This window comes from Ruegeria sp. B11 (assembly GCF_056539785.1).
On record NZ_JBQFVO010000009.1, the window covers coordinates 45,647 to 61,109 of the forward strand.

Genomic DNA, 15,463 nt, shown 5'->3' on the forward strand with positions numbered 1-15,463 from the left:
TTGGTCGGCACGACCGATGATGTTAAGTGAAGGAGCATAAAATGAGAATAATGGCTTTGGCCGCTGGCTTAGCTTTGACATTGGCAAGTGTGGGTCGTGCCCATGAGCAACGCTTACAGTTCAAATCTCTTATCCAGCAGGAACAGGCCGATCCAGTTGCAGCACATGCTGCAATGATGTCATTGGCAGAAAGTGGGTACGTTCCAGCAATTGATCGGATTGGATATCACTTCCGAAAAGGGATCGGTACGCAAATGGATCTGGAAGCAGCGCGTCATTGGTATGTGAGCGCCGTTGATGCTGGTCATCCTTGGTCCACTGCATCTCTGGCGCGAGTTGAAATGGAGATGGGACGGGGTGACGTTGCATTGGAGCTCCTCCGAGCTGGCGCCCGCGACAACCAACCCGGCGCAGAACGGCTTTTGGCAACGGCACACATTGATCGAAAGTTGGGCGCCGCTTCAGACGCCAAACAGGGACGAGCGATCTTGGAGCGTATGGCGGAGAGCGGTGATCAAAATGCGGCGCGCGATTTAGTGGTGCGCATAAACTGGAAACGTTTAAGTGGACCGGCGCCGGATACAGCCGTAGAGCAAGTTGTGCGTGCAGGCCTTGGGGGTGACGCGAGATACGCCGCAGTTGCACTGGTCTATCTGTCTTCGCAGCCTGATAGAAGCGAAGAGGCTGTTCAAACACGTGCAATGCTCGCGGAAGTCCCAGGCATTTCTGATCGGGTGTTGTCGCCAGAACTGATTAAGCTCGCTGCAGAAATGCATCCCACTCGATTCTGGTCGGAAGTCGAAGATATTCTTGAAGACGCTCAACCAGAAAACTACGCCAAGGCAGCAAGCACGGCCTTTTGGATCAACAAGAATGCGTGGGTTCGCGTGTTACAGAAGGAACTTCGCGCATTCGGATATTATCAAGGTCGGGTCGATGGGATGATGACCTCACGTACAATCAAGGCTCAAAACCGTTTTTGCAGGGATCGCGAGCTTTGGTCAATTTGCGCATCAGGTCCACTCCGCGGAGCAACTGTACGGACCGTGGCGGGTGCAATTACAAAGGAAAAGCATAGCGGCAAAATTGAAAATACTGCGCACCCGGGTTCGTGAACTGAGGCGGAGCAAATGGAAGGTTTTGGACATTCAGGTACGGACTTTTGCGATCCGGCTGAAGAGTTCCGAGCGTGCACCTCGTTTTGGCCTCGGAGAAACAAAACTATTTGGTGTTTCAATTCGTCGCTACTCGCCATCAACGTCGCTGAAGCGGTTTTATGTGAAGCGATCTCTGGTTGAGTGATCAGCGCCCCAGCGGACCCAACGCACCTTTACTTAAATCTGTCTGGCAGCAGACATTGATCCCAATTGCAGAGATCGGCCGTCTCGAGCCCTTAGCTACTGATGCTGCGCGGTACACCAATGCTAGCGATGCGCAGTTAGTGGGGCTTGCAAAGTTATGGGATATGGCTCCATGGTTGCAGGACAATGCCGAAGACGCGCTGAGGAAAGCCGCCATTCACAGCACGTGCAGACTAGGCACCCCCAAGTGCTCGCCATTCGAAGGGGACTGCAGGTTATAAAGCGATCCCAACTTGACCTGGCACGGTGGATCGCGGACTTCGTGGTCGCCACCGACGTCAACGACTTTGGAATGCAGCCACTGACACCAGATTGTTCGCATTGAGACCCAATCGACGACTTTACGAAAACTGCTCGCTTGGTAGAAGCGATCGCACAGTTTGGAGAATCGGTCATTCAATGCCAGCAAATACAAGACTTCTTCCCCTCATTCGAAGTAGAGCCAAATCTTTTCGCCACAACTACGAAGTAATGGTTAAAGAGGCATTTTCGTCAGGAGAGGGAAATAAGACAATTCATTCGAGCGAGTATGGGGGGTATCGGGAAAGACTTCTTGAGGACCTACTTAAAACATTTCTTCCGAGGCATATAGAGACAGGCACCGGCTTCATTATTGGGAGAAACGGCGACACTAGCACTCAAGTTGATAATGTCTTGTTTGACGCAGATGAAACGCCAAGGGTGGAAGACGCAGCTTTTCGAAGGTTTTACCCTATTGAAACCATCGTAGCAGTCGGTGAAGTTAAGTCGTCGCTGCAAAGATCAGATATAACAAAGGTTCTGGAAAAGCTTCGAAAAGTTAAGGAGCTCACATTAGAGAGACCCGAAACCCCCATTCCGGTTCGTCCTAGCTGGCGCGCAGCTGAGGTCGCAATTGCGCAGGAGAAACACCTCTTGCAGATCATGGAGGACAAAGAGGCGGGGCGATGCAGTAGGCCGATTTCGGATCGTATGGAGGAATTATTGCACCGCTTATATGACCCCATTGAAACTCACTGGCAAAATAAAGTCAGCTATGTGGTTTGTTCTGACATTTCAGGAGGCACCAACGCAATGAAAGACGAAATTAAATCTTTCACTTCTCGCGTGACAAGTGAGGAAGAAGCATCAATGGATCATAATATGTTTTTATCTCTTGCAGATGGTTACCAGACATACGCGTATAATGGTAAGGCTCATCTTTATCCAAGAGCCATGATGGATAACGGCAATTACAATGCCCGTGCGACGATGAGTTTCATACCCGCAGATGATGAATGCAACCACATAATTGCCTTTATTTCTGACCTTTGCTCCGCTGTTTCAGATGTCGCGGTATATCCATTCCGAGTTACCGACCACGTCGAAATAGAAAGGTTGCACGTAAAATGGTGACTACGATGTAACTCGAATGTCGCGTTTGGGCTGTTACCGACGTGCCGCGCCAACGAAGGGCTACCTGCAGGGCAACGACGGCTGAGAGCTCTTTTGAGGCATTCGCCGCGACCCGCATATGTGTCAGGTTTTGAGTTCTCGGAGGGAAGGCCTTAGATAAAAACCATTGGACATTGCTGAACGGGTGTTACGTGAACCACCTTCTAGTTACATCGTCACCCATCTGGGTCCTCATCGCTCCAGTGTCCAATTTCGTAAACACCCTGCTTTTTCATGCGACGTATGAACGCTAGGTAGTTAACTACGCGGTCGATCTCATCCAATTCTCCAGTGGCATAGGCGACCGCAATCATCTTGAATTGGGCCTCAAGATCTTCCGCAATTTTTTCGTCTCGTCGAGCCAGACCCTTTCCAGTCCTCAAAGAAACAGTAGTTGTTTCGTCTTCGCTCCACATCTCATCGAGATAGGCCTTTAGATTAAGCTCGGGACTATCCGCGCCCAGCTTGCCTACGGCCTCCCATATTGGTTGAAGCCGTTCAGTAAGATTTCTTCGACTGCTAGTCGTGTTTCTTTACCTCGCGGTACAGCAGTTTAACGTAGTTGCCCCAATCGATAGACCGCCACTTTTACCGATGAGCATGTGTGGCGGAGCATCAACCTTTCTCCGCCGCCTGCTTATCTTGGTTCCAACTGTCGTAGAGAGATTTCCGTACCCAGAACTTTTGCGCCGGTCTGCAGCGGATAGTTTTCACGCACAAAATCCTGCACACAAGCCCTGAGGACTGCCGTCGCCAGGTCCTCTTCAGTTTCCTTAAGCCAGGTGTAGAATTCGCCCATACGTTCCAGCGATGAAAACTGAACACTATAGTGCTTTTTCAAATTGCCCTCTAAATCCAGAAAATGGCTTAGCGAGCGTTTGCGTTCACCGTTCTGATCCACCGGAAAAGCAATATTATAGTGCCTCCAGAGTTCGTTGGCATCATCAACTGCCAGGGCTCACCGAATTCCGATTTCAGTAAAATCAGTCGATAGAGTTGTGGCAAGAGCGAATACCCGCCCGAACGATACTGCCTCTGGATCAACTTTGAACCACAGATCGAGCTCGACCGGTGGCAAGTTTTCCCCATCGCCATTTAAGTAAGCATCAATCGCCGAAATACTGCTTACCGAGAAGTCGTGTATCTTAGAATCACGATTTCCAAGGAAGCTCCGCATGACTGCGGTTCCCGAAGTTTTTCCACTGTTGTTTGGACCAACAAACACCGTCTCCTTTTCTTCGAAATCTAGATCAATGCTCTTGAGGCGGCGAAAGTTTCTTACAGAAATGCTGTATAAGCGCATGCAAAACCTCATTTTTTCTTGAGGCCATAGTATCATCATGAGAGAATCTGAAAAAGGGAATGGCGAGCTTTTTGATCTATTTCAGGTTGCCAGCTTCAACATGCCGCAGCAGAGTTGTCAGGTCCCGGTAGAGGCGAGCCTCCCGTAGTGGTCACGGCTATCCGGCATCCATTCCTGAAACAAAAAAATGTAAGGAGGGAAAGACCAGAAAGAACTATCAAGTTTCAGGTGGCAGGACTGACGCCCCGCCGATTCTGTTTCGTGAGCCAGCGGGAATTGGACAAACCGGACGCCTCTGGCCATCAGGGGTAAGGCGCTGCCTTCCCCCTCGGGCAACCCTATTAGACAATACCGTGTCCTCGGCTGCGCCTGCGGGCCGCACCACTATTGTCGAATAGCATTGCCTCGCCCCCATCCGCGTTCGCCACACGGCAGATCAGCAGGAACAGGCGCCTTCGGCGTCTGATCTGCAAATCAGCCCTGATTTTCCAAAAAGGGAAGTCAGGATCATTGAAATCGGTCTGGGTGCTGGATGAAGGAAGTGAGGCGAAAATGGAAAGGTTCTGTCGCTGGTGGCAGAACCATGTGTCGCCTTACACAGGGTTTAAGTGGCGGACCGAGGAGGATTCGAACCCCCGACCCCTTGATTCGTAGTCAAGTACTCTATCCAGCTGAGCTATCGGTCCGCGTTGGTGAGGCGGTATGTAGACCCGAGGCCAAGGGCGCGCAAGTCGATTCTTCAAAAAAACTTCAAAAAGTCATATCGCCGCGTGGAAGCCTTATTTCAAAGGTGGTTCCATCAGGCCCTGTGTCTTTCAGAAACAGGTCTCCGCCGTGACCCCGCACCAATTCTTGCGAAATCGCGAGCCCAAGTCCCGAGCCGCCTTTGCGAACACCACCCTGAAATGGTGTAAACAGATTCTCTCGGGCCTTAGGAGGCAGGCCTGGACCCGTATCGCTGATTTCGATGCACCAGTCGGCTTCAAGCTCAGATGCAGACACTGTTACGCGCCCCGCCTTACCAGAGACCAAAAGCGCCTGACGGGCATTGCGCACAAGATTCATGACAACCCTGAAAATCTGTTCCGGGTCGGCACGGATAACAAGATCTTCGGGTACGTCGTTCACGATCTCAACGCAGGCATCGGCAATGGCGAGTTGTTCGCTGGCGACAACATCTGCGGTAACGTCCCGCAAGCGCACCATGGTCAGGGTTGGGGCTGGTTCTTCGGCGCGTCCGAACGCCAAGGTGCTTTCGCACAAGGAAACCGCCCGCGTGATCGAATTGACAAGTTTGGGTGCCATTCGCGCCACCAGGGGGTCATTGCTGGCCTCAATTCGATCGGTAAACAGCTGAGCAGAGGTCAGAATGTTGCGCAGATCGTGGCTGACCTTAGCCACCGCCCCGCCCAACTGGGCCAGACGTTCACGTTGTTTCAGGGCCTGGGTCAGATCGGTTTGAAGCATCTGCAGGGCCTCTTCGGCCTCGCGCAGTTCGGTCACCTTGGAATTGGGGGAGATGATGCCGCGCGCATCCTCAGGTGCGCTGGCATAGCGCTGCATGTAGCCAACAACGCTTTTGATCGGACGCACCAGTACCACGCGCACAGCCAGAAACAGGAACGAGGCCGTTATGATTGAGATCACAAAGGACAGCCCAAGGATGCGGAGCCCATAATCCGTCATGGCCATGCGCAAGGGCTCACTGTCCATTGTCACCTCGATCAACAGTCCTGCGTCTTTGACCGGCGCGCCGATCACACGAATGACCTCGTTTTCGGGGGTAAACAGCCTCGAGACAGCATCACGGATCAGCACCCAAGCGCTGGCATTACGCAAATCAAAGGTCTTGGTGATCTGGGTCGGGATCGGTGAAGACAGCATGAGCTGACGCACCTCGTCGCGGCGCAATACGACGTTATAGACCCCCGCATTTGACAGCAATTCCGCTTCAAGCTCATCAGCCAGCATATCGTCGGCCAACAAAGCAAGCGAGGCGATCTGGGCGCGTTCCAGCCGGTTCAGCAGAAAATCTTCACGGAAACGCGCGATCGAGGGCACAAAGATCAGTACTTCGGCCAACATGACGAAGACCGTCGTCAGGATCAGAAATCGGCCCGACAGCGAGTTCAATTTACGCTCCTCCTTGGGTCAGGGGATCCAGCGTTGGACGAACCTGACCACTCGTTTAACCATTTGATTCTCAAACAGCCTTGGAGAGAAATAGGCTCCTGCCACACGTTTGTTAAGCTCTCCGACCGTTGGGTAAGGCGAAACCATCGCTGCGATCTGACCCATCTTGAGATTATTGGCCAGCGCCAGCGACCACAAGTTGATCAATTCTCCGGCCTGATATCCGACGATTGTCGCGCCCACAGGTCGGCCCTTTGCGACCATCACCTTGATGAACCCCTTGGTCTTGCGCTCGGAAACTGCGCGGTCATTGTGGTGATAGTCGAACCGGGCAACCTCCACCGCGTCGCCATGCTGTTCACGGGCTTGTGCCTCGGTCAGGCCGACCTGTGCCAGTTCGGGATCTGTATAGGTGGCCCATGGGATATGAGCGGTCTTCGCTTTCGACGGAAGCCCAAATAAGGCAGAGCGGATGATGATCCCCGCATGATATCCGGCGACATGGGTAAATTGCAGCCCACCTGCAACATCACCAATGGCATAGACCTTGCGATTGCTCGTGCGTAAAGAATCGTCCACCTTGATGCCTGCCCGCGTGCTGTCGATCCCGGCAGCGCCGAGGTTCAGACGGTCGATATTGGCCTTGCGTCCGACGGCCAGCAACAGATGAGAGCACGCGTAGACCTCATCATTCTCAGTGACCACCTCAATGGTGCCTGCATTTTCTCGGATCTGGGACACCATGGCGTTTTCATGGATTTCGACACCTTCAGTCCGAAGGCTGTCCAGCACGACGGCTGCAGCTTCAGGGTCGTCTTTGCCCAGCGCACTAAGGCCCTCGATCACGGTCACTTTGCAGCCCAGCCGGATATGCGCCTGCGCCATTTCCATGCCGATGGGACCTCCGCCGATGATCAGCAGGTGCTCGGGCTTATCGCGCAGGTCGAATATGGTCTCGTTGGTGTAATACGGCACTTGATCCAGCCCGGGCAGCGGCGGCACCAAGGGCGATGAACCTGTGGCCACCACGACGCGACGGGCGGTGATCAGATGATCTCCGGCCTGTACCTGCGTGGGTGAGATGAAACGACCGTACTCCCGGATTACCTTGACGCCAAAGCCCTCAAAACGCTCCTGACTGTCCATGGGTTCGATTTGAGCGATGACGTTTTGCACGTGTTCTTTGGCGGCTGCATAATCCACCCGTGGCGTCACATCCGCGACACCAAAAGCCGACGCGTGGGCCTGAGCATATGCAGCCTTGCCGCTGGCGATCAGAGCTTTGGATGGGACACAGCCGAAGTTCAGGCAATCCCCACCCATCTTGTGGCCTTCCAGCAGGATGACATCCGCACCCATCTGGCTGGCCCCGGCGCCTACAGACAACCCGCCTGACCCGGCCCCGATCACCAGGATATCGGTTTTCAACTCTTGCATGGATCAGGAACCCTTTCGACCACGGAGGGATTTGATGACAATCGGCAGCGCTGCCAGCGCGCACAAGCCAATAATTGGCCCGATCACGAAGGGTTCCCATAACAGCGAGACATCCGGGGTTTCGCCGCGATCAAAGACACCACCCAGCCCAACACCGATCCAGGTATAGACAATCCCACCAGGGATGATGCCCAGCGCCGTCGTAATCAGGAAGTTTCGGAACTTTACCCCAACCAATGCGGGCACCAGATTGGCAACGAAGAAGGGCACCACAGGTACAAGACGCAGCAGGAACAAAACCGAGATTTCATTCTCACGCAGCCCGTCCTTCAGTTTCTTGACCGTCCCTTCCGAGGCTTCAAGCTTGGCGGTCAGAGATTCACCCAAACCCCAGCGTGCGGCCAGAAAGATCGTCGAAGCGCCTATGGTTGCGGCAAAAACATTAAAAGCCGTTCCTGCAAGCAATCCGAACAGGAACCCACCGGTCATCGAAGCGACCGCAGCACCAGGCAGCGAGAAGGCAACAATAATGATGTAAATCCCTACGAAAGCCGCAGCCATCGCCCAGTAGTTTGAATCGCGCCAGGCCAGCAGGGCCTCGCGATTGTCGCGCAGGGTTTCAAAGGTCAGATAGTCGCCCAGCGCAAAGAACCCCACGGCGGCAACGGCGAGAATCACCGCCAATGGGATATGACGCGCCAGCCCGTTGCGCGGGATCTTGGTGGTTTCGTTCATCTGGGTAGCAGGTTCTTGTTCATTCATCTTGCCCACAACATGCGCCGCCCGCGCGCGCTGCAACAGAGGCCTCACGGGGCCTTGATGTTTATGGCACTTAATGTGAGGGATACGCGCTCTGAACCCGGTTTTTGAAATCTTTTGCCCGGACAGATTACAGATTTGTTGCAAAACGCACCAAAACCCCCACCTAGGGGTTTGACTTACCCCCCGCTACCCAGTAGAGGACGGGCTTCGAACACTAGGGCCAGGCGAATCCGCGCCGCACCCACCGCTATAGATTGGAGACGGAGCGATGAAACGCACCTATCAGCCTTCGAACCTGGTTCGCAAACGCCGCCACGGTTTCCGCGCGCGCATGGCCACCAAAGCCGGCCGCAAAATCCTGAACGCACGTCGCGCACGCGGCCGCAAGTCGCTGAGCGCATAAACCGCTCGACCTTTCAGGTTATGAACATGACGCCGCCGGAGGCCCCTGAGGATGGTAATAACCAGCCGCGGGTGATGCCCCCGGCGGCGTCCGTTTGCGCATCTGAATCATTGACCGTACTGCAGAATCGCTCGGACTTTCTGAAAGCCGCGCGGGCCAAACGGCAAGGCACTGCATCGATGATGGTGCAGGCGCGTAAACGTGGCGCTGATGAGGCTGCGGGCATTCGCATCGGGTTCACCTGCTCAAAGAAGGTCGGCAATGCCGTCGCCCGCAACCGCGCCAAACGCCGCCTGCGTGAAGCCGCGCGAGCCGTATTAACTATTCATGGGCATGCGGGCTGGGACTACGTGTTGATCGGCCGCGCCGAGGTTACCGCTGCACGGCCCTTTGATGCGCTGAAAGACGATTTGCGCTATGCGCTGCGCAAAATTCATGGGGGTGGCAAGTGAACATATTTGCCCATCTCCTCGCCCTGCCCGTCCGGGCCTACCGGTTGATCTTCAGCCCCTGGGTCGGATTCAACTGCCGCTATCAGCCGACTTGTTCGGCCTATGCGCTGGAAGCGCTTGAAAAACACGGCGCCATCAAGGGCGCATGGCTGGCGGCGCGCCGGATCGGGCGCTGTCATCCGTGGGGTGGCGACGGTTATGACCCTGTGCCCGAAGACGAACGACCCTGACCCTTGCCCGGCTCACCCAACTGCGATAGGCCCCGCCCATGTTTGATGAAGCCGACGATATCCATCCGCTTTTTGCCGGTGCGCCTTCAACCACCGAGTTCAAGAAGCTGCGCAAGCGCATCGTGCGCCAGACGCGCGAGGCCATTGAGCAGTACGGCATGGTGGACCGCACCGCCGAAGGTAAAACACCCCGCTGGTTGGTCTGCCTATCGGGCGGTAAGGACAGCTATACCCTTCTGGCGGTGCTCTACGAACTGAAATGGCGCGGTCTGCTGCCCGTGGATCTTCTGGCCTGCAATCTGGATCAGGGGCAACCGGGGTTCCCGGCAACAGTCCTGCCAGAATTCCTAGACCGTATGGGGGTGCCACATCGGATTGAGTATCAGGACACCTATTCCGTTGTGATGGACAAAGTTCCGCAGGGCCGCACCTATTGTGCGCTGTGTTCACGCCTGCGTCGTGGCAACCTCTATCGTATCGCGCGCGAGGAAGGCTGTTCCGCAGTTGTGCTTGGCCATCACCGCGATGACATCCTTGAAACCTTTTTCATGAACCTGTTCCATGGCGGTCGCCTTGCAACCATGCCACCAAAACTGGTGAATGAAGAAGGTGATCTGTTCGTCTATCGCCCGCTGGCCCATGTGGCCGAGGCGGATTGCGAGAAATTCGCCAAAGCGATGAACTATCCCATCATACCCTGCGATCTGTGCGGCAGTCAGGACGGGCTGCAGCGCCAACAGGTCAAGCAGATCCTCGATCAGTGGGAAAAGAACAGCCCCGGCCGGCGGCAAGTGATGTTTCGGGCATTGACCAATGCGCGGCCTTCGCATCTTCTGGACCCAAAACTGTTTGATTTCGCAAATCTTTCGATCGATCCGATTCAAAAAGACGAAAATTCAGACGATATTCCCCAGTTACGTTAACGCCTGACTCAGATTGATTTCCTACGGTTGGCTTGCGCGATCCTAGCCCAAGCTGAAGGCCCTAAAACCTATGCGGAAATTCCTCTTTGTCGACTGTTGTTCCGAAACGCTGCGGATATTTCTCACCGGACCGCAGGTTCTGGCATTTATTCCCGCGGCGTGTTTAGCCGCCTTCTGGTTGGGCGGTGAACGTGCACTTGTTACCACGGCTTTGGGTTTGCCCCTTGCTTTTGCCGTCATCGGAAATTGGGGAAGCCGTTCTTATACAGCCCGCAGTTCAGGTATGCGCCCCAGCGGCCTGGTTCCCTATGACGTTTTTCAATCAGAGTTGGAGGCGTTGAGTGAATCGGTCAGCAAATCAGGTGAGAATGCCGCCTGTATTGCAATTGCTTTGGACGGCTATGCCGACCTTCAGGATCTGCACGGTCAGGCTGCCGCCACTCATGTAAAGCAGCAATTCAGTGATCGTATCCTGTCGATCATCCGAAATCAGGACATCTTTTCGCAGATCGATCAGAACCGGTTTCTCATTGGCCTGCATCCCTCCCCACATCTTGATCTGGAAGCTTGCATTCAAATGTCCGGCCGCATCCAAAGCGCAGTCGAAGAGCCGCTTTTGTTGAATGGCACAGGAGTTTACCAATCCTGCTCGATCGGGTTTTGCCTGCATTCAGACCTGCGACAGGCCGAGGCTGATGAGTGGATTGGCGCCGCCACCGCTGCACTGTCCGAGGCGCAAAGAAGCGGTCCCTCGACCATACGCGCCTATTCAACCGCGACCCGTCGGCGATCCCTGGTCCGAGCCAATTTGAGAAAAGAGTTCGAGGCGGCATTGGACAATGGAGAGATTCGGCCCTGGTTTCAGCCTCAGGTTTCAACGGATAATGGGAACATCACAGGGTTCGAGGCTTTGGCAAGGTGGGAGCATCCAATAAAAGGTGTTCTCAGCCCGCAGGTATTCCTGCCCTTCGCCGAGCAAGCCGAACTGATGGAGCGGCTAGGCCAAATCATGCGTCACCATGCTTTTAAAGCGATGCAAGCTTGGGATCTTGCAGCATGCGTTGTGCCCCGGATCGGTATCAATTTCTCATCCGATGAGTTGCGCAATCCCGGCTTGATCGACCGCCTGAAATGGGAGTTGGATCAGTTTGATTTGACACCGGATCGGCTGGCGGTTGAGATTCTGGAAACCGTGTTCTCTCGCAAGCCGGATGACGTGATCACCCGGAATGTAACCGGCATGGCTGCGCTTGGATGTTGTATCGACCTGGATGACTTTGGCACCGGACATGCTTCAATCGCCTCTATCAAGCGGTTTGACGTCTCGCGGATTAAAATTGATCGGACGTTTGTCACCAAATCCGATCAGGATCCCAGCCAGCAGCAACTGGTCAGCGCCATTCTGACCATGGCTGAACGTCTGAACCTCGAGACGCTCGCCGAAGGCGTGGAAACGCCCGGCGAGCACGCGCTGATGGCGCAATTGGGCAGTAACCACGTTCAGGGGTTCGGAATTGCAGAGCCAATGCCATTTGAGCAGACCCTGGATTGGATCGCGGCGCATCGTGCCAAGATCAGGGGTGCATCCAAGATCGGTCGCAAAATGGGATGAAATCTGCAATTACGGTGCGCCAAATCCAGCGCCGGAGCGATTTGATGGGCGATTCCGCTTGACCTTTGGGGCTGCACTCTGTTGAACCCACCGGGTGTGTTTCACTGCTCAAGGTGGCTGTCCCCGATGGACGATCAGAACAAAAATCTCATCCTTGCAACCGCGCTCAGCTTTCTGGTGATCCTTGTCTGGTTCGTGCTGTTCCCACCGCCGGAATCAACCACGACGCAGGACGCTGCAGAAATTGCTGCTCTGGAAGGCGACGAGGTGCAAACACCCAGCGCGACCAGCACCGTGGGTGAAGCCACAGCGACCGCCGAGGAAACGCTGCCAGAGGAACAAGCCCCTCGCGTCAACATCGACACCCCCCGTCTGAAAGGCAGCCTGTCCCTGTCCGGCGGGCGGATCGATGAGCTGTTTCTGAAAGATTATAAAGTCTCGATCGAAGAAGGCGCGCCTATTGTTGAGCTGCTGTCTCCGGTTGGTTCGGAATCGGCTTATTATGCCCTTTACGGCTGGGCACCGGGTACAGGAGTTGCAGGTGCGGATGTCCCGGGCCCCAACACGCTCTGGACATTGGAAGAGGGTGAGACGCTTGGCGTAGACAACCCCATCACGCTGGCCTGGGACAATGGCAATGGCCTGACTTTCCGCCGCACCATCGCGGTCGACCAGGACTACATGTTCACAGTTACCCAATCGGTTGAAAACGCGACCCAATCCGAGGTGGGCATGGCCCCCTATGGCATTCTTGCACGCCACGGTATTGGTGAAGATGGCGACCTTCCGGGCCTGAAAAACTTCTTCATCCTGCATGAGGGTGTGATCGGCATGGCGGACGGCACGCTGTCAGAAGTTGACTATGGTGATGTCCGCGATTTTGACATCGACCCGAACGAACGGGCGCAGGCCGAGGTCTATCAGGTCAAGGAAGATGGCTGGATCGGCTTCACGGATCACTACTGGATGACCACGCTGATCCCAGAGCCGGGCTCGACCTTCAAAGCAGCCGCAAAATATGACTCGCGCCGCAAAATCTATCAAACCGAAACGGTGCTGCCGACGCTGACCGTAGCGCCGGGTGAGACTGCTAAAGTGACCACACGCCTGTTCGCTGGTGCCAAGGAATGGGAAGCCATTCGGGAATACCAGGCCGAAGGTGTGCAGAAGTTCATCGACAGCATCGACTGGGGCTGGTTCTTCTTCCTGACCAAGCCGATCTTCTGGCTGCTGCACAACATCAACCTGCTGATCGGCAACATGGGCTGGTCCATCATCGGCCTGACCCTGATCATCAAGGCGATCCTGTTCCCGCTGGCGTTCAAATCCTACGTTTCGATGGCCAAGATGAAGGAATTGCAGCCCCAGATGGAGGCCTTGAAAGAGGCCGCAGGGGATGACCGCCAGAAGATGCAGCAAGGCATGATGGAGCTGTACAAGAAGGAAAAGGTTAACCCGGCCGCAGGCTGTTTGCCGATCCTGATGCAGATCCCCATCTTCTTCTCGCTGTACAAGGTGATTTTTGTCACCATCGAACTGCGTCAAGCCCCATGGTTTGGCCCGTTCCAGGACCTCAGCGCTCCGGATCCGACCTCAATCTTCAACTTCTTTGGTTGGCTGCCTTGGGCGGCACCGCAGCCTGAAAGCTTCATGGCGCTGATCTTTATCGGTATCCTGCCACTGCTGCTGGGTATCTCGATGTGGCTGCAGCAGAAACTGAACCCGGCACCGACCGATGCAACACAGGCGATGATCTTTGCCTGGATGCCATGGGTTTTCATGTTCATGCTGGGCGGATTTGCCAGCGGTTTGGTGGTCTACTGGATCGCGAACAACACGATCACATTTACCCAGCAATACCTGATCATGCGGAGCCAGGGCTATACGCCCGATGTATTCGGCAACATCAAATCAGGCTTCAAACGAACGCCAAAGACGGACGACAAATGAGCGGTTCGGTCACCAGCATTTGGCGGCACCCGATCAAAAGTCACGGGCGTGAACGCCTTGATCGCATTACCATGATCCCCGGGCATACCATGCCCGGGGATCGTGTTTGGGCGGTTGCACATGAGGCGTCGAAAGCGGATGGATCGGAATGGGCACCCTGCGCCAATTTCAGCCGAGGCGCGAAGGCCCCTCAGTTGATGGCAATCTCGGCGCAGCTGCAAGGCGACTCGGTCACGCTGAGCCATCCCAATCGCCCCGATCTAAGCTTTGAGCCCGACGTGCAACAGGATACCTTTCTGGACTGGGTCAAACCGCTGATGCCTGCAGATCGCGCTGCGTCTGCCCGCATTGTCCGCGCCGCTAATCGCGGCATGACGGACAGCGATTTTCCTTCGATCAGTTTGTGCAACATGTCGTCGCATCGGGCGGTCGAACAGAAGCTAGGCAGGGATCTTTCTATCGCTCGCTGGCGCGGAAATATCTGGTTCGATGGCCTGCCGCTGTGGAATGAGTTCGACTGGATTGGCCGCGACATCCGGATCGGCGAGGCCGTTTTTCATGTGCGCGAACGCATCACGCGGTGTTTGGCGACAACCGCCAACCCTGAAACGGGTGAGCGGGATGCCGACACACTGGGTGCGCTGAGCAGCTGGGATCATCAGGATTTTGGCGTTTATGCCGAAGTTCTGGAAGGCGGCACCATTCACACCGGTGACGAGGTTCAGGTTCTATGACCACACTTCCCTTTCCACTAGCTGAAACTCCAGATGAATTCGCAACGGAAACCGGTCGAAAGCTGTTTGCCGGGCCATCCGAATTCGTCAAAGGCGTCGTTGCGATGGATGGCCTGCCTGCGCCCGATCGGTTGGAGGTATGTTTCGCCGGGCGTTCGAATGTCGGTAAATCCAGCTTGATCAACGCGCTAACGGGCACCAAGGGGTTAGCACGTGCCTCGAACACGCCGGGGCGTACACAAGAGATCAACTTTTTCACGCAAGGGCCTGAACTCTATTTGGTCGACCTGCCAGGGTACGGCTATGCGAACGCGCCGGTGAAGGTCGTGGAAAAATGGCAACGTCTGCTGAAACAGTATCTGAGTGGACGTCAGACCCTGCGCCGTGCCTTCGTCCTGATCGACTCGCGCCATGGGGTGAAACCTGTGGACGCCGAGATCATGAAGCTGCTGGATACCAGCGCAGTGACCTTTCAGTGCGTTCTGACAAAGGCCGACAAGGTCAAAGCAAAAGACCGGGAAAAAGTGCTGGACCAGGTGCGCGCCGCGCTTTCGAAACATCCTGCAGCCTTCCCCGAGATCGTGTTGACCTCATCCGAGAAGGGCGACGGCATTCCGACCCTGCGTTCGATCATTGCGCATCTGGAGTGACGCTGTTCAGCAATATACAAGTCATGAGCTAAGGAAACCGGGTCGCGCCCATCGGGTACGGCCCGTTCAGATTGGCTGTTTCCGCGATCCGGTCTTGGCA

At 55.2% G+C, this 15,463-nt stretch carries 16 protein-coding genes and 1 tRNA gene; 10 read left to right on the forward strand and 7 right to left on the reverse strand.

All coding sequences use genetic code 11. The features are described 5' to 3' along the window. Positions 1-26: 26 nt before the first annotated feature. On the forward strand, positions 27-1,115 hold the full coding sequence (locus ACR0I1_RS19760) for a hypothetical protein (RefSeq protein WP_480707633.1): 1,089 nt from the start codon (positions 27-29) through the stop codon (positions 1,113-1,115). Between the two features lie 717 nt (positions 1,116-1,832). Further along, positions 1,833-2,735: a DUF6602 domain-containing protein gene (locus ACR0I1_RS19765; protein ID WP_480707634.1), complete on the forward strand. Its 903-nt coding sequence runs from the start codon at positions 1,833-1,835 to the stop codon at positions 2,733-2,735. Positions 2,736-2,950: 215 nt separating this feature from the next. On the opposite strand, the gene ACR0I1_RS19770 is transcribed toward ACR0I1_RS19765, so the two are convergent. The 7 genes from ACR0I1_RS19770 to ACR0I1_RS19800 all read right to left on the reverse strand — a co-directional run bounded on the left by ACR0I1_RS19770 (position 2,951) and on the right by ACR0I1_RS19800 (position 8,382). Then, the gene (locus tag ACR0I1_RS19770; RefSeq protein ID WP_480707635.1) at positions 2,951-3,157 is read right to left on the reverse strand and encodes a hypothetical protein; all 207 of its coding nucleotides are present in this window, start codon (positions 3,155-3,157) and stop codon (positions 2,951-2,953) included. A gap of 254 nt (positions 3,158-3,411) precedes the next feature. After that, the gene (locus ACR0I1_RS19775) at positions 3,412-3,675 is read right to left on the reverse strand and encodes a hypothetical protein (RefSeq protein ID WP_480707636.1); all 264 of its coding nucleotides are present in this window, start codon (positions 3,673-3,675) and stop codon (positions 3,412-3,414) included. Positions 3,676-3,732: 57 nt separating this feature from the next. Further along, positions 3,733-4,077 (reverse strand): AAA family ATPase, encoded by a 345-nt coding sequence (locus ACR0I1_RS19780; protein WP_480707637.1) that lies wholly within the window; start codon positions 4,075-4,077, stop codon positions 3,733-3,735. Positions 4,078-4,686: 609 nt separating this feature from the next. Beyond that, positions 4,687-4,763: transfer RNA gene (locus tag ACR0I1_RS19785), tRNA-Arg, on the reverse strand. Between the two features lie 64 nt (positions 4,764-4,827). Then, positions 4,828-6,210, reverse strand: coding sequence for a sensor histidine kinase (locus ACR0I1_RS19790; protein ID WP_480562667.1), 1,383 nt, complete (start codon positions 6,208-6,210; stop codon positions 4,828-4,830). A gap of 18 nt (positions 6,211-6,228) precedes the next feature. After that, positions 6,229-7,647, reverse strand: coding sequence for a dihydrolipoyl dehydrogenase family protein (locus tag ACR0I1_RS19795; protein WP_480707638.1), 1,419 nt, complete (start codon positions 7,645-7,647; stop codon positions 6,229-6,231). A 3-nt stretch (positions 7,648-7,650) separates the two neighbouring features. Continuing rightward, on the reverse strand, positions 7,651-8,382 hold the full coding sequence (locus ACR0I1_RS19800) for a TVP38/TMEM64 family protein (protein WP_170392949.1): 732 nt from the start codon (positions 8,380-8,382) through the stop codon (positions 7,651-7,653). Between the two features lie 295 nt (positions 8,383-8,677). Between ACR0I1_RS19800 and rpmH the strand changes: the two genes are divergently transcribed. From rpmH to yihA, 8 genes are all read left to right on the forward strand, one after another. Beyond that, on the forward strand, positions 8,678-8,812 hold the full coding sequence (rpmH, locus tag ACR0I1_RS19805) for a 50S ribosomal protein L34 (RefSeq protein WP_005980833.1): 135 nt from the start codon (positions 8,678-8,680) through the stop codon (positions 8,810-8,812). Between the two features lie 26 nt (positions 8,813-8,838). Further along, complete coding sequence (gene rnpA / locus ACR0I1_RS19810) at positions 8,839-9,264, forward strand: ribonuclease P protein component (protein WP_223117081.1); 426 nt, start codon at positions 8,839-8,841, stop codon at positions 9,262-9,264. Continuing rightward, a complete protein-coding gene (yidD, locus tag ACR0I1_RS19815; RefSeq protein ID WP_223117082.1) occupies positions 9,261-9,494 on the forward strand; it encodes a membrane protein insertion efficiency factor YidD in 234 nt (77 codons plus the stop codon). The genes rnpA and yidD overlap by 4 nt, the downstream gene beginning before the upstream one ends. Before the next feature lie 38 nt (positions 9,495-9,532). After that, positions 9,533-10,417 (forward strand): tRNA 2-thiocytidine(32) synthetase TtcA, encoded by an 885-nt coding sequence (ttcA, locus tag ACR0I1_RS19820; protein WP_170402750.1) that lies wholly within the window; start codon positions 9,533-9,535, stop codon positions 10,415-10,417. 70 nt (positions 10,418-10,487) lie between these two features. Then, complete coding sequence (locus ACR0I1_RS19825; RefSeq protein WP_480707639.1) at positions 10,488-12,029, forward strand: putative bifunctional diguanylate cyclase/phosphodiesterase; 1,542 nt, start codon at positions 10,488-10,490, stop codon at positions 12,027-12,029. 126 nt (positions 12,030-12,155) lie between these two features. Continuing rightward, on the forward strand, positions 12,156-13,979 hold the full coding sequence (gene yidC, locus ACR0I1_RS19830; protein ID WP_170392873.1) for a membrane protein insertase YidC: 1,824 nt from the start codon (positions 12,156-12,158) through the stop codon (positions 13,977-13,979). Next, on the forward strand, positions 13,976-14,713 hold the full coding sequence (locus ACR0I1_RS19835) for an MOSC domain-containing protein (protein WP_480707640.1): 738 nt from the start codon (positions 13,976-13,978) through the stop codon (positions 14,711-14,713). Before yidC ends, ACR0I1_RS19835 begins: the two co-directional genes overlap by 4 nt. Next, positions 14,710-15,363, forward strand: coding sequence for a ribosome biogenesis GTP-binding protein YihA/YsxC (yihA, locus tag ACR0I1_RS19840; RefSeq protein WP_170392875.1), 654 nt, complete (start codon positions 14,710-14,712; stop codon positions 15,361-15,363). Before ACR0I1_RS19835 ends, yihA begins: the two co-directional genes overlap by 4 nt. The last annotated feature ends 100 nt before the right edge of the window (positions 15,364-15,463 follow it).

Bases quoted from the DNA above. Each gene is read 5' to 3' on its own strand.
- ACR0I1_RS19795 (WP_480707638.1), bottom strand. From the start codon at position 7,647: ATGCAAGAGTTGAAAACCGATATCCTGGTGATCGGGGCCGGGTCAGGC.
- yihA (WP_170392875.1), top strand. From the start codon at position 14,710: ATGACCACACTTCCCTTTCCACTAGCTGAAACTCCAGATGAATTCGCA.
- rpmH (WP_005980833.1), top strand. From the start codon at position 8,678: ATGAAACGCACCTATCAGCCTTCGAACCTGGTTCGCAAACGCCGCCAC.
- ACR0I1_RS19800 (WP_170392949.1), bottom strand. From the start codon at position 8,382: ATGAACGAAACCACCAAGATCCCGCGCAACGGGCTGGCGCGTCATATC.
- yidC (WP_170392873.1), top strand. From the start codon at position 12,156: ATGGACGATCAGAACAAAAATCTCATCCTTGCAACCGCGCTCAGCTTT.
- ACR0I1_RS19835 (WP_480707640.1), top strand. From the start codon at position 13,976: ATGAGCGGTTCGGTCACCAGCATTTGGCGGCACCCGATCAAAAGTCAC.
- ACR0I1_RS19780 (WP_480707637.1), bottom strand. From the start codon at position 4,077: ATGCGCTTATACAGCATTTCTGTAAGAAACTTTCGCCGCCTCAAGAGC.
- ttcA (WP_170402750.1), top strand. From the start codon at position 9,533: ATGTTTGATGAAGCCGACGATATCCATCCGCTTTTTGCCGGTGCGCCT.
- ACR0I1_RS19825 (WP_480707639.1), top strand. From the start codon at position 10,488: ATGCGGAAATTCCTCTTTGTCGACTGTTGTTCCGAAACGCTGCGGATA.
- rnpA (WP_223117081.1), top strand. From the start codon at position 8,839: ATGACGCCGCCGGAGGCCCCTGAGGATGGTAATAACCAGCCGCGGGTG.
- ACR0I1_RS19765 (WP_480707634.1), top strand. From the start codon at position 1,833: ATGGTTAAAGAGGCATTTTCGTCAGGAGAGGGAAATAAGACAATTCAT.